The 13,478-nt window shown below is 37.1% G+C and carries 15 protein-coding genes; 5 read left to right on the top strand and 10 right to left on the bottom strand.

What is annotated here, in order from left to right; all coding sequences use genetic code 11:
- Positions 1 to 99, top strand: a complete 99-nt coding sequence (locus AB1467_07040; GenBank protein MEW6296008.1) for a DUF2080 family transposase-associated protein — start codon at positions 1 to 3, stop codon at positions 97 to 99.
- Positions 100 to 197: 98 nt separating this feature from the next.
- Here AB1467_07040 and AB1467_07035 read toward each other — a convergent pair whose 3' ends face one another.
- Both AB1467_07035 and AB1467_07030 read right to left on the bottom strand, forming a co-directional pair.
- Positions 198 to 1,505: an ATP-binding protein gene (locus AB1467_07035; GenBank protein MEW6296007.1), complete on the bottom strand. Its 1,308-nt coding sequence runs from the start codon at positions 1,503 to 1,505 to the stop codon at positions 198 to 200.
- A gap of 85 nt (positions 1,506 to 1,590) precedes the next feature.
- On the bottom strand, positions 1,591 to 2,520 hold the full coding sequence (locus AB1467_07030) for an NAD-dependent epimerase/dehydratase family protein (GenBank protein ID MEW6296006.1): 930 nt from the start codon (positions 2,518 to 2,520) through the stop codon (positions 1,591 to 1,593).
- Positions 2,521 to 2,592: 72 nt separating this feature from the next.
- Here AB1467_07030 and AB1467_07025 point away from each other — a divergent pair, with 72 nt between their 5' ends.
- On the top strand, positions 2,593 to 2,829 hold the full coding sequence (locus tag AB1467_07025; protein ID MEW6296005.1) for a hypothetical protein: 237 nt from the start codon (positions 2,593 to 2,595) through the stop codon (positions 2,827 to 2,829).
- A gap of 9 nt (positions 2,830 to 2,838) precedes the next feature.
- Here the strand turns inward: AB1467_07025 and AB1467_07020 are convergent, their stop codons facing one another.
- Together AB1467_07020 and AB1467_07015 are read right to left on the bottom strand one after the other, a co-directional pair.
- Complete coding sequence (locus AB1467_07020) at positions 2,839 to 3,552, bottom strand: ATPase domain-containing protein (GenBank protein ID MEW6296004.1); 714 nt, start codon at positions 3,550 to 3,552, stop codon at positions 2,839 to 2,841.
- A gap of 88 nt (positions 3,553 to 3,640) precedes the next feature.
- Positions 3,641 to 4,171, bottom strand: coding sequence for a hypothetical protein (locus tag AB1467_07015; GenBank protein MEW6296003.1), 531 nt, complete (start codon positions 4,169 to 4,171; stop codon positions 3,641 to 3,643).
- A gap of 56 nt (positions 4,172 to 4,227) precedes the next feature.
- Between AB1467_07015 and AB1467_07010 the strand changes: the two genes are divergently transcribed.
- The 3 genes from AB1467_07010 to AB1467_07000 all read left to right on the top strand — a co-directional run bounded on the left by AB1467_07010 (position 4,228) and on the right by AB1467_07000 (position 6,936).
- A complete protein-coding gene (locus tag AB1467_07010; GenBank protein ID MEW6296002.1) occupies positions 4,228 to 4,959 on the top strand; it encodes a segregation/condensation protein A in 732 nt (243 codons plus the stop codon).
- 73 nt (positions 4,960 to 5,032) lie between these two features.
- Positions 5,033 to 6,538, top strand: coding sequence for a leucyl aminopeptidase (locus AB1467_07005; GenBank protein ID MEW6296001.1), 1,506 nt, complete (start codon positions 5,033 to 5,035; stop codon positions 6,536 to 6,538).
- A gap of 47 nt (positions 6,539 to 6,585) precedes the next feature.
- Positions 6,586 to 6,936, top strand: a complete 351-nt coding sequence (locus AB1467_07000; GenBank protein ID MEW6296000.1) for a hypothetical protein — start codon at positions 6,586 to 6,588, stop codon at positions 6,934 to 6,936.
- A 2-nt stretch (positions 6,937 to 6,938) separates the two neighbouring features.
- On the opposite strand, the gene AB1467_06995 is transcribed toward AB1467_07000, so the two are convergent.
- The 6 genes from AB1467_06995 to AB1467_06970 all read right to left on the bottom strand — a co-directional run bounded on the left by AB1467_06995 (position 6,939) and on the right by AB1467_06970 (position 13,469).
- A complete protein-coding gene (locus AB1467_06995; GenBank protein MEW6295999.1) occupies positions 6,939 to 8,399 on the bottom strand; it encodes a radical SAM protein in 1,461 nt (486 codons plus the stop codon).
- Between the two features lie 56 nt (positions 8,400 to 8,455).
- On the bottom strand, positions 8,456 to 8,650 hold the full coding sequence (locus AB1467_06990; GenBank protein MEW6295998.1) for a hypothetical protein: 195 nt from the start codon (positions 8,648 to 8,650) through the stop codon (positions 8,456 to 8,458).
- A 4-nt stretch (positions 8,651 to 8,654) separates the two neighbouring features.
- On the bottom strand, positions 8,655 to 11,147 hold the full coding sequence (locus AB1467_06985) for a DNA methyltransferase (GenBank protein MEW6295997.1): 2,493 nt from the start codon (positions 11,145 to 11,147) through the stop codon (positions 8,655 to 8,657).
- A 71-nt stretch (positions 11,148 to 11,218) separates the two neighbouring features.
- Positions 11,219 to 12,103, bottom strand: a complete 885-nt coding sequence (locus AB1467_06980; protein ID MEW6295996.1) for a thiamine pyrophosphate-dependent enzyme — start codon at positions 12,101 to 12,103, stop codon at positions 11,219 to 11,221.
- A complete protein-coding gene (locus AB1467_06975; GenBank protein MEW6295995.1) occupies positions 12,100 to 13,224 on the bottom strand; it encodes a transketolase C-terminal domain-containing protein in 1,125 nt (374 codons plus the stop codon). The genes AB1467_06980 and AB1467_06975 overlap by 4 nt, the downstream gene beginning before the upstream one ends.
- Positions 13,221 to 13,469: a 4Fe-4S binding protein gene (locus AB1467_06970; GenBank protein MEW6295994.1), complete on the bottom strand. Its 249-nt coding sequence runs from the start codon at positions 13,467 to 13,469 to the stop codon at positions 13,221 to 13,223. The genes AB1467_06975 and AB1467_06970 overlap by 4 nt, the downstream gene beginning before the upstream one ends.
- Positions 13,470 to 13,478 lie beyond the last annotated feature (9 nt).

Raw genomic sequence — 13,478 nt, 5'->3', positions numbered from 1 at the left:
ATACTAGAAAGAACCATAACGCCATTCGGAACATCAGCAAAAGCAGACGTTCCCAAAAAATATATTGGAAAAAGAGCCTACATCGTTATCCTAACCTAAAAACACACTAAAATTATGTCCCAAAGCCGCTTTTGAAGAGAAATTTTACGTTTTATAATAAAAAGCGCATATTTTTATCTGTTTTCTTGATGGAAGGTTTAATCTTGAAGAAGCCATTCCCACAATGGCACAAAATTTATTTTTTTTCTTTTGTACATTTCTGTTTTTTTATAATTTCTTGTTATTACGAGCAATTTGTTGCATTTCAGTTCTTTTGATGCTTTGAGCAATGGTTTAAGTTCTCTTTTTTTGTTCTCTGGTTTAAGATCATAGCAGACCTGTATTAATGTTTCTGGCTTTTGCTGCTTTACAAGGAAGTCTATTTCCTCTTGCTGTTTTGACTTCCAGTAAAAAATATTTTCTTTTCCAAACCTTTTTACAAGTTCCACCCCAACAATATTTTCGTATAATTTTCCTTTATCCTGAGAAAATTTTTGTGATACTTTATTTATAATTCCAGTGTCAATGCAGTATACTTTTTTCGGGTACTGCAGGGGGTCTTTTATTTTATAAGAAAATATTGGAATAAAGAAAAACAAAAAAGGGTCAGAAAAATATTTTAAGTAATTGTTTATTGTTGTTGGGGATAATTTTATTTTTGTTACATTGTACATTATATTTCTCAATTTGTTTACGCTGACAAAAGAAGAAAAATTATTAATTAATAATACAGCCAAAGACCTTAGTTCATGTTCTTGTCTTATTTCATATCTTTTTACTATGTCTCTAGTTAATATTCCTCCAAATATTTCCTTTAAATAAATAGTTTTAAATTCTTGGTTCTCTGCTAAAACAACCATTGGGAAACCGCCGAATTCAATAAATTCTTCCAAAAAAACAAGGGCCTTTTGCTCCGTTAAAAATTCTTTAAAGCCTTTGAATATTATGAATTCTTTAAATGAGAGAGGATACAATGAAACAGTAATGGTTCTGCCAGTGAGCAGGCTTGCGATCTCTGAAGACAACAATTTAGAAGAAGACCCCGTTATTATTAATTGTATGTCCTCTTTTTTTTCTAACATTGTTCTCACCCATTTCTCCCATTTTTCAATATTTTGAATTTCATCAAGAACAATGAATGCTGTCTTATCCTTATTCAAATAATACCTGTATGTTTCATATGTGTCATCAAGTAAACTGGTGCTTAAATAAGGCTCAAAAGAAGGGTCTTCAAAATTAATGTACACTGTTTGCTCTTTTTTTTTGCCTTCGCTTATTTTTTCAGCAAGAATTTGTTTTGTTAAATAAGTTTTACCACACTTTCTTATGCCGACAATAGATAAAGCAGTACCTTTCCTAACAAATTTGCTCGCTTTTTTTAAGGTCTCTCGACTTATGCCAGTTTCCTGCTCCTTCCCCCAGAAATTATATCCTGCTATTATATTTATAAGTTCTCTTCTTATCATATCAAATCATACAGTATAGTGTACAATAATATATAAAAATCTTTCTGTATAGTGTATGATCATCTTATTAAATAGCTTTTTCCTGTCAGTAATTCTTTTTCCTGTGCCATTCAATTGTTTCCTTCAGGCCTTTCTTAAAAGGAGTTTCTGGCTTCCATCTCAATTCTTTTTTCGCAAGGCTGCAGTCCAGTGCGATCCTCTTTATTTCTCCAGGCACTGATTTTTCTTTCACTGCGTTTCCTTTAAATTTAAGCATTTTCTTTAATTCCCTGAAGATTTCATTAACGCTCTTTTCTTTTCTTGTCCCAATATTGTAAGTCCTGCTTTTTGTCTTCTTTTGCAGTGCAAGCAAATTCGCTTTGGCCACGTCTTTCACGAAAACAAAGTCTCTTGTCTGTTCGCCTGAACCAAAAATTTTAGGCCTTTCATTTGCAAGCATTCTTTCAATGAATATTGCTGTTACCCCTGCTTCTCCTCTTGGGTCCTGCCTTGGGCCGAAGACATTGCCGTAGCGGAGCACAGCGAATTCTAATCCGTAATTGTGATGGTATTCCTGCAGGTATTGTTCAACGCAGTACTTTGATACAGCGTAAGGTGAAAGAGGTTTTATTGGATGGTTTTCTTTCACCGGAATTCTTTTTGGTTCACCGTATACTGCTCCTCCTGAACTGGAGTAAACAATTTTCTTTATTTTGAATTTCCTGCAGCATTCAAGCACATTCAGTGAACCTAAAATATTGGTTTTTGCGTCAAAGAAAGGGTCTGCTAATGAGTTTCTTACATTTATTTGCGCTGCCAAATGAATTACAGAATCAATTCTTTCCCTCCCAAAAACCTTCTTCAATGCCCTGAAATTAGTTATGTTTGATTTATAGAATTTTGCTTTTGGATTGATATTCTCTTTTCTTCCTGTGCTCAAATTGTCTGCAATTACTGTATCATAATTTTCTTCAATTAAAAGGTCTGCAGTATGGCTTCCAATGAATCCTGCCCCTCCAGTTACAAGCACCCTCATTTTTTCTTCCTCACCTTCATTTTAATTGAAATGCAATGCATTATTTAAACATAATCCTGCACTAATTATTTCATGAAAAGAATATTGTTTGTATTGGCTTTGGTGATAATTCAATTGTTCTACTTTGTTGTACTACAATTATTTGTTTCTGGAGGCATTCCTGCTTCGGACATCAGTGTTTCAAGCCCTTCAGGCCTTGTTACAGGCTCTGTAGGACTGAGCGCAGGCAGCAGGTTCACTGGAACTTTAATTGCATTGAATCTGTTTGTAATTGCATTTGTAGTTTTGTACGTAATAAGAAGAAAATAAAAAAATAAATTAGGGGTGGATGCCTTCCCAGGGCATCTCCTCTTTTCCTCTTACTATAATGCCTGAGTCTGTTATCTCGAACGGGTGAGGGCTCATTGACTGGTTTGTGCCTCTCATTTTCCTTACGAAGATTGACCTGTGCGGCGGATGCAAGAATAATACTATTACTCCATCTACAACAAATTCTTCTACCCCGAAAGCGCTCAAGCTTATCTTGTCAGCTTTTGTTTCTGAGGTCATAAAGGTAGTGCAGTCCAGCTTCTTTAAGCCGTCAGAGAAAGCGAACAAGGTTTTCCTCATTGCTGCTGCTCCCTTGATCCACATTGCAAGAGAGGTAGTAGAATCTATCACAAGCCTTTGCGCTCCCATTTTTTCCACGTATTCTGCTATAATGTCCAGTTCCTCCATTACTTCCTGCTCTACATTTTCTACATCTTTTTCTGCTAAATTCAATTTATAGATTTTAAACAGGTTCTTGTCCTGCAGTCTTTTAATGTCCCAGTTGAAGTTCTCCATGTCCCAGGTAATGTTCTTCAAATTGGTCTCCAATGTTACATAAAGCCCTGGCTCTCCAAACTTTATTGCCCCATTGTAAAGGAATTGAGTTGCAAAAATGGTTTTTCCTGTCCCTGAGCCCCCTGAGATTAAGGTGGAAGAACCTTTAGGCACTCCGCCTTGAATTAACTGGTCTAGTCCTTCAATTCCTACTGGCACCCTCTTCATTCAATCACCGCTAAATAAAAGAAAACAGTATTAATAAATCTTTCTCTTTAGGAGACCAAATCATTTTCAAGCCCAAAAACAGCTTTTTTTATCTCGCATGAATTTTTTTGCCTTTAATTCTTTTCAATTCCATTAAATTAATTCTTTTTCTTTGCTTTAGATCCCTGTGAAACTTCATTCTTTCAAGCTGCATTCTTGCTCTTTCATTCTTTATTTTCAATTCTCTTATTTTCTGCTCTACAAATTTATATTTATTAACCTTTTTTTCTTCTAATTTTTTCAATATTTTTTTGAGTAAATAACCTGAAATTTTTGCTCCACCCATAGCCAAAGCACTATCTGTTACTATTCTTTGAACTGGGGGAAGTTTAGTCTTTCTTGCTAAATAATGTAATGCTAACTCAACTAGAAGGACTGTATATATTCCCCCCGCAACTGCAGTTACATAATGATACTTTTTATAATATTTTTCATATATTGGAAGAAAGACTTTCAGTTCTTCAGGGAATTGTCCTTTTCTTATCTGTTTTCTTATGTCAGGCCTTTCAAGTACTTCAATTATTTTTTCATTTGTTTCAATTGTTCTTTCAAGTTTTTTTATGTTGTCCATTTCGTTCACTTAATTAATTTAAACGCAAAGGATTATATAATTCTTTCTCCTTTCTTTTTATTGCAATGAATTCCAGTGCAGAATTGGTTGATTCCAACCACAAGAATTATTCCTTGAACCATGAGGACATGCTTTTGCTTATCCATGAGCCTGAATGGAAGAGCATTCTACTGGATTTAATTGATTCAGAGCGCATGGACCCATGGTCCTTGGACTTAATAATGCTTGCAGACAGGTACTTACAGAAGATTAATTCAATGCAGGAGAACAACCTCAGGATCCCTGCGAATGCAATCCTTGCTCTTGCAATTCTCTTGCGTGCAAAGTCAAAACTTTTGAGGCTGAGCAGCATTGAGGAAGAAGAACAAAAAAAGGAAATGCAGAAATTCTTCGAGGAATTTATTCCTGAATTAAAAATGCCCCGCAATCTAAGGGAAGGAAAGATTTCACTGGATGAATTAGTTGAAGCCATCCAGTCCATCATAGAGCACTCCAAGAGAAAGGAAATAAAATTAAGGGAGAAGAAGCTCCTTGAATTCATTATTCCTTTCTCGCAGGAGAACTTGGATGAAAGGATAAATGAATTGTATGCCAGAATACTGCAGAACGCTGATTCTTCAGGCCTAATAATTTTCTCTTCTCTACTGCAAGGCAACAAGCCAGAGGAAACGGTTGACACCGTCATTCCTTTGCTTTTCCTTGCAAACGCAGGAAAAGTGTTATTGCTCCAGGAAGAATGGTTCGGGGAAATAGTAATCAGTATTTTAAAGGATTTCAATTCCGCTAAAGTGGATTGAAATATTTCAAGCCGTGCTTGAAAAGAATAATATTTAAATTCAATTCACTTAATATTTTAGGAGGTCTTTTGAAATGAGGGTTGAGGTTGAAGCAAAAGAGTTAATTGAATGCAGCACTGAAGGTCTTGCAATAGGATTTTTTGAGGCCGCGAAGCCTGAAGGTCAGATAAAAGAATTGGACGAAAAGCTTAGCAATGAAATTTCTTCACTTATGCAGAAAAAAGAATTTAATGGAGAGATAGGCCAGCACGCGCTAATTTCCACTTTAGGCCGAATCAAGGCAAAAAAAATTATTTTGGTTGGATTGGGGAAAAAAGAAGAATTTTATTCTGAAACCTTAAGAAGGGCTTCGGCTCTTGCTTCAACTGTTGCAAGAAATAACAGCCTGAATGATTTCTCTTTTGCTTTGAATTCAATTCAGGCGAAAATCCCTGAAGGGGAAGCAGCTTCTGCTGTAACTGAAGGAGTCCTTCTTTCTCTTTACCAGTTCATTGAATTCAAGACACAGGAACTGGACAAAATAAAAAAAATAGAAAAATTTGTTGTTCTCTGCGACAAAAAAGATTTAAGCAAGGTTTCAAGTGCAGTGAATGAGTCTCAGGCAGCCTGTCATGCAGTGAATTACGCTCGCTCTCTCATCAACAGGCCTTCGAATGTCAAGGCCCCAGAGGAACTGGCTAAAGAGCTTTCTGCTCAAGCAAAAAAATTAAAGGTTAAATGCAAGGTCTTGAAAGAAAAGGAATTGAAGCAGAAGGGAATGAATGCCTTTCTTTCTGTTGCTAAAGGCTCAACTCAAAAGCCTGTTCTTGTTGTATTGGATTATAATTCCAATGCAAGGAATTCTGTTGCCCTCATAGGAAAAGGCATTACCTTTGATTCAGGTGGCCTGAACATTAAGCCTGAGGATTACATGACTGACATGAAGGACGACATGTCTGGGGCAGCAATTGTTTTCGCTGTAATCCAAGCTGCTTCTCATTTAAAGCTTCCATTAAGAATTTTAGGCTTCCTTCCATTAACAGAGAACATGCCTGGACCTAATGCCTCAAAGCCCGGGGACATAGTAAAGGCATTCAATGGAAAGACAATTGAAATCCTTAACACTGACGCTGAAGGAAGGCTTATTTTGGCTGACGCGATTGCTTTCGCTGAAACCTTCAAGCCCAAAGCCCTAATAGATATTGCAACCTTAACAGGCTCTGCAAGAGTGGCTTTAGGAAGATACTTTACTGCATTGCTCGGAAATAATGAAGAATTGGCTTGCAAGCTGATTGCTTCAGGTGAAAGGACTGGAGAAAGATTCTGGATGCTTCCATTGATTCAAGAATACAAGGACTTCATGAAAAGCGATCTTGCAGATGTAAAAAACATTTCTTCTTACAAAGGCGAGGCAGGCACAATTCTTGGAGCAGCATTCCTCAGTTTTTTCGTTGAGAAAACTGACTGGATGCACTTGGACATTGGAGCAACAGCTTTTGCTTCAGAGCCAGACAAGGCAAAAACCTATATTTCCAAGGGCGCGACAGGAACTGGAGTGAGAGCCTTAATTGACTTCCTGAAAGACTTCAACGCAAAATAAAAAGGTTTAATAATAAGGAAAAACATAATTCAAATAGTGAGAATTAAATGCCTTTGTATAGTCGAAATCCTCAAGAAGCCGAAATTATTTCTGAAAAAGCCTGTATTGACAGGGCAAAACAGAAGTTAAAGAAAAAAGGAATTAAAAAACCCAAAATTGCAACCTTGGCCTGTGCTTTGTTTATTTTGGGTGTAAAACCAAATAAGGCACGTCTAATATTTTCTGAATTAGCTTTAAAGAATACGACTGATGCTGGGGCGGCGCTCAGAATTGCTGAAGAGAATTTTGATGCTTTCATGAAATTAAAAAAACAGGGTTTTGGAATTAAAACAAAACCAAGAAGACAAGTACAAAAATTACGCCCTAAAAGAAAGCTAATTCTCCGCAGAAGGCCTTAAAATTATTCTCCTCTTGCGAGGTATTTCATGAAGACCATTCCTGACTTCAGGAAGCGGGGAATGTTTTTAGGATTGAATATTAACTGCCTTATTTTCTTTGCAATGAATTTCGGCCTTAAATAGAATTCCCTTCTGGCCCTGTTGCATTCTCTCACTAATTTCTCTGAGCTCAGCTCTGGAGTTGAAAGCACTGTGTTATGCGTTCCGTCTTCTTTGAGCCATTTACTCCAGTCCCTTGTCTTAAGGTGGCCGTGCTTTTCAGCCCAATTGAATGCCTCTGTTCCAGGGTAAACCATTAAAGGAAAGAACTGCACTGTGTCAGGCTCAATCTCTTTAGCAAAATCAATTGTTGTCTTAATGCTTTCAATGTTCTCTCCCCTGTTTCCCAAAATAAAGCAGCCGTGAACTAAAATCCCTGCCTTTTTTGTGTCCTTCATGAACTGCCTTATCCTGTCAATTACAGTCCCTTTTCGTATGTTGTTCAGTATTTTTTGGTCTGCGCTCTCAAAGCCCACGCACATGAGCCTGCATCCTGCCTTCTTCATTAATTTTAAGGTCTCCAAATCCACGTCAGCCCTTGCATTGCACGTGAATGTTACTTTAATTCCTGAGTCAATTATTTTACTGCATAGTTTCCTTATTCTTTCCCTGTCTGCAGTGAAAGTGTCGTCTTCAATCATTATGTCCTTTACTCCAGGCAATTCTTCCTTAATCCATTTTATTTCCTCAAAAACGTTTTCTATTGACCTTGACCTGTAGGAATGCCCGTTCATTAGCTGCGGGAGAACGCAAAATGTACAATAATTAGGGCAGCCCCTTCCTGTAACAATTGTAACCTGAGGGTAAAGAACAGACGGATAAAAGTAATCCTTAATGTTCAAGTGCTTTTTGTACACTTCACAGACAAAAGGCATTTCGTCCAATTCCTTTCCTGAAATAAAAGGCCTTGATTCATTATGTATAATTTTTCCTTTCTCTTTCTTCTCCCTGAAGGAAATTCCTTTCACTGCCCCCAAATTTTTTTTCTTTTCTATTGCTTTTGCCAGGTCCCTTAAAGTGAAATCGTATTCCCCTCTTACCGCTGCGTCCACTTTTTTGCTCTTTTTGAATGCCTCTTCTGGCAGTGCGCTCACATGCGTTCCAACCATTGCAGTGAATGCTTCAGGCAATTCTTTTTTGAGTGCTTCAATTACTTTCAGGTCGTTATAGAAAGATGCTGTTACAGTATCCACAACAATTAGTTTCGGCTTAAATTCTCTTGCAATCTCAATTGTTTCCTTGAGTGTTTTCCTTGCAGCTATTGCATCAACCAATTTAACTTCATGTCCTTCCTTCTCTAGAACGCCTGTGGCATAAGCCAGCCATATAGGGTAGTAGAAGCAGCCACCCTTGCTTACTGCTGGGCTCCTGCTTGAGCGCGAGAACCTTTCCATGAAAGGAGGGTTGAGCATTAAAATTTTCATATAAGAATTTCTGCTTGAAGGCTTTTAAATTGGTTTTGGTGCAAACTCAAATTCATTTAATCTTCTTTGTCGAGTACCGGGCAAGTTCTGCACATTTTATCATTTTTATCTGGCTTTTCGGGGCAGTCAGGATATAAGCCTTTACAATTAGGAAATTTGCCCGCTTGCATTATTAATTTTTCTTCGGGTGATTTTATGCTTTGCTTTTGTTCTCTTAAAGCTAGATTTTCATATGTTAAATTTCCGCCCATATTCTCACATAAAAATATTTAATTTAGATTGTTTTTGTTTTTCTTCCGATATTTTAGGAGGTCTTGCTATTTTTTCTAATTCTTCTGGGTCAAATTTTTTCTTGCTTTTCTCAAAAAGTTTTTCTAAGTCATTGTATCTAATAAAACTCCATTCCACTTTTTTCAGTGTTTCTTTAAGTATTGGCTCTTGCAGTTTTTTGTACAAGAAATTTTCCCTTTCTTTTGGTATTATAATGAATCTTTTTGTTTGGTGGCTTTCCCATATATTTGAGCCCCTGATTATTGCCTCTGAAATTCCCGTAGTGTTTTCTACTTCAAATTCATAGGCTATTCTTGAATCTTCAAGCCACATTACATCTATTTGTTTTATTCTGTCTAATGCTACTGGCTCTTGGGGGAATATCTGCCATGTTTGGGGTTTATCTGAAACCCGGCTTAATGGAATGTTATTGTATTTTTTGCTTTGTTCATTTTGTCCTATTAATACTGTGTACCTCGCTTTTTTTCCAAGCATGGCAAGCAGGTAAATCATTTTTGAGTGAATGCTTTCTTGTTCTTTTTCGCTTAAGCCCGGCTTTAATCTCCATTTTCCATCTTTTGTTGGATCGGCGTATTCTTTCAATATTTCTTTTATGCTTTGGGAATCTGGGGTTAAAGCGTTAGGGTAGTCAATGAATACTGCTTGAACTATTTCATCGAAAGATGCTTTAATTTTTTTCCCTAAAACACTTAAGATTGATCTTTCTATTCTGTCGCTTAAAGCCGGCGTTGTAAAATTTGAGAAGTCTCTGTCTTTCAGCCACCATTTTTTTCCTATTGTTTTTCCTTTTTCATTTTTTATGTCAATTAATTCAAAGAGTTCTCCAACATGGTCTTTTAGAATATCTTCTACATTTCTTGCATTTACAGGAGCATATCTTCCACCTTTCAAATCAACCATTATTCCATTTAGTATGTGTTGGTATATTGTTGGTTCACCTCTTCTTTCAATAATTCTTCTTGCAGCCCACACAACTTCTCTTTCGTATCTCTCCACATCCATTTGTTTTTCTGTTATATTATTGTCTCTTAAGGGTTTCTTGAATCTAATATAATAATCACCAACAGCAGACCCGTATGGTTGAAGTTGTCCTTTAGCTGAAGGCATTGCTGGGGCCTGATAAACAATTTTCTCTAAGTCAAAGCCAGCTGTAACAACTGCTCTAATGATTGAATTCCACACTTTTATATCAGTGCTGTGGAAGGTTACTGTCAAATATTTTCCTGGCTTTAAAACTGAATACATTTGCTTGAAGGCTGCACTGAGCATTTTGTGGTAATATTCAAAGTTTTTTTCTTGTTGTTTATTGACTGTTATTTCGTCCTTATAGTTTAATTCAAGATTCAGCCATGAAGCCCACAAAGTGCTTAACTCAAAATATTGAATTGAGCCACCGTAAGGGGGATCAGTAAAAATGTAATCAATAGAATTAACAGGGATTATTTCAGAAAGCTCTAATGCGTTATACATTTTAATTAAAATAGTTGAGTTATCATTCAAATCAGAAAATTTTTTTGCTTCTTTGTAATTATGGATTAACTGGTCAGCTTCTTTTTTACCTCTTTTTATTTTATTATATCTTTCCTCAAAACAATTCCACACATTTCTTTCTAAGTAACCAATTGGAATCCAATACCTGTGGATTGTCCAGCCTCTTGTCATCCATTCCCGTCCAGGACGCATATCAATGGAATTTAATTTGCTTGCTTGCTCTAAAGAAGAAGTAAATACAAGTTTCATTAACTCTTGAATTTTATATTCTTTGATTTTTTCTATTTCATTAAAAATTATTGCTAATCCATAAAGATTTCGTTTGGTAAATAATTTGTCAATAGAATTTACATCTGGTTCATGGGTTCCTTCTTTAAACTCATTACCGTTATATGCCAATCTCGTAGTAGGATACCATTCTTTTATTTTTTTATTGTTAATTTCTTCTATATTTTTTAAATCAGAATTTTCTATTTTTTTCTCACTTCTTTTACCGCAAAGAGAACAATAATACCAGATTTTTTTTAAGTTTTCTTCTTTGTCTTCTTTTTTATTCTTTGCCCAGACAGATTGAGTCAAAAATGCTTTTCCTTTGCACTTTGGGCACTTAGTTTCGTACAGTTCATTTATTTTGTGTTTAGCATTTTTCTCTATTTCTTTGAATGCTTCTTCAAACTCTTTTAAGTTAACAGGCATTAAAGTACATTTTGTCATGAAAGCAGAAACAGGGTTTAAGTCTATTGCAATTACTTTTCTGCCTAACTTTATGGCTTCAATTGCTGTTACGCCAGAACCGCAGAAAGGGTCTAAAACAATTTCCCCCTCTTTGGAGTAGTTTTTAATATACTCTGAAACAACATTATGTGGTTTTCTTGCCCAGTATTTGTGCATTAAGTACATTGGAGTGTGAGGTTCAGGAAAAATAGCATGATCTATGTAATTAATTTCTTCCTCTTGTTTCCTCAATTAATTCCCTTATAAATTGAATAGCAAATCAGTTTTAAATCATTTGCGTAAGTAAAATGCCTTTGAAAATCTTATTTTATTCCGCACAGCTTCTTTATTCTTCCATAATTCAAATCTGCCTGTTTTTGTATTAATGCAATTTCTTTTTCGTTCAAGTGAGCGAACCTTTTCTGTAATGAAAGGTATTCTTTTACTGGAAGCTTCTGTTCTGGATTGAAGTTTAATTTGAATTCGTCGTTCTCGTACTCAAAAAGGAACCAGAGCCTTGACTGCACTGCAAGCCTTGCTACTTTGATTGAAATGCTTCCGTCAAATCCTGCCCCCAAGCAGCAAGGAGAATTAACTGTAATGAATTTTGCTCCTTCATGCTTTAATGCTTTTTCTATTTTCATTTTCAGGTCTTGAGGATAAGCAATGCTTGCGCTTGCAGCGTAAGGTATCCTGTGCATTGCGGCAATTTCAACAATAGGCTTTTTTTGGGTCTGCTTTCCTCTAACTTCTTTTCCCACAAAGGATGTTGTTGTTGCTGCGCCGTAAGGTGTTGCTCCTGATCTCTGCACTCCTGTATTGGCGTACAATTCATTGTCATAGCAGATGTATAATACATCATCGTTTCTTTCGAACATTCCGCTTACTGCCCCAAAGCCTATGTCGTATGTTGCTCCGTCCCCCGCTGTCACCACAACCTTTGTGTGGTTGTTTCCTTTTGCTTTGAGTGCTGCTGAAACCCCTGCTGCAACGCTTGCTGTATTCTCAAATAGCACATGAATATAAGGAAGCCTCCAGGCGCTGTTAGGATATAAAGAAGAATTTATTTCAATGCAGCCTGTTGCGTTTACTATTATTGCGTCTTTTCCTATTGCGTCTGTTACTTGAATCATGCAGTTGCTTGGACCGCAGCCAGGGCAGCCTGAATGGCCTGGAGCATAGTAATGCGCATTAGTGCTTTTAGTCATGATATCCATTCCCTTACAGGATTTTTTTGCTTTAATTTTTCGAATGCATTCCTTATGATTGGCCTTGTGATTGTCTTTCCTCCAAGGCCTCCTACAAAGCTTGAGATTATTGTTTGTGTGCCCTGCATTGCCTCGCTTACTTCGGAATAAATTGGAGGGCTTGCCCCCAAGCTTATGTCTCTCTCAATTACTCCAACGATTTTTCCTTCTAATTCCTTTCTTATTTCTTCTCTTGGGAAAGGCCTGAATGTCCTAACATGAAAAACCCCAACCTTTTCTCCTTTCTCTCTTAATTCGTTTGCAACCTCTATTGCATTGTCCACAAGGCTTCCAATGCCCACAATTATTCTTTCTGCGTCCTCGCATTTGTGGGCAAGAATTAAATTGTAATGCTTCCCGAAAAGCTCACCGAAATTCTCTCCTTCCTTTGAAATAATCTTTTTTGCTTCCTGCATTCCTTCCTCTAAGTCTTTCCTGAAGTCTTGGTAGTGTGCTGGCCCTGCATATACGCCCAAGCTCACAGGGTTTTCCGGGTCCAATTTTATTTCAGGATTGAATTCAGGCAAAAACTTCTTTACGTCCTCTTTTCCTATTATGTCAATCTGTTCTACTGCATGCGTTAGAATGAATCCGTCCAGGCAGACCATTGCTGGAAGCATTGCCTGCTCTGCAACCTTGAATGCAATGGGCACTAAATCAACAGCCTCCTGGTTGTTTTTTGCGTACAATTGAATCCATCCTGCATCCCTCTGGGTTATAGTGTCCTGCTCGTCATTCCATATATTCAACGGAGAGCTTACAGCCCTGTTTGCTACAACCATTACTATTGGAAGCCTCATTCCTGAAGCAGCAAGCAATGGTTCATGCATTAATAACAGGCCTTGCCCTGAGGTTGTAGAAAAAGTCCTTGCCCCTGCAGCGCTTGCCCCAATTAAAGCTGAAATCGCAGAGAATTCTGCTTCCACTGCAATAAACTTTTTTATTGCTCCATTGGCATAATACTTCGCCAATTCTTCTGCTATATGCGTTGAAGGAGTGATAGGATAACATGCTACGACCTCTGGCTCGCAGTATACTGCTTGTTCTGCTATGGCTCTTGAGCCTTCAATTGTTTTAATCATTTTTTTTTTAGCTCCATTCTAATTGCTTTCTGCGGGCATTCCACTGCACATAAAGCGCAGCCCTTGCAGTAATCATAATCAATGTCTGGAACTTCTCCTTTCACTCCCATTATTCCTTCAGGGCAGAATTGAATGCATATCCCGCATTTCACGCACTTCTTTGTGTCAATAACTGGCCTGAAATAGCTCCATTCTCCTGTCTTGTTCGCAATTGAGGTTCCAGGCTTTGAGTAAGGAAGTTTCATTTCTTCACC

It is taken from the genome of Candidatus Diapherotrites archaeon (assembly GCA_040755695.1).
Lineage (GTDB): Archaea > Iainarchaeota > Iainarchaeia > Iainarchaeales > 1-14-0-10-31-34 > JBFMAK01.
This window is presented reverse-complemented; position numbering and strand designations above follow the sequence as displayed.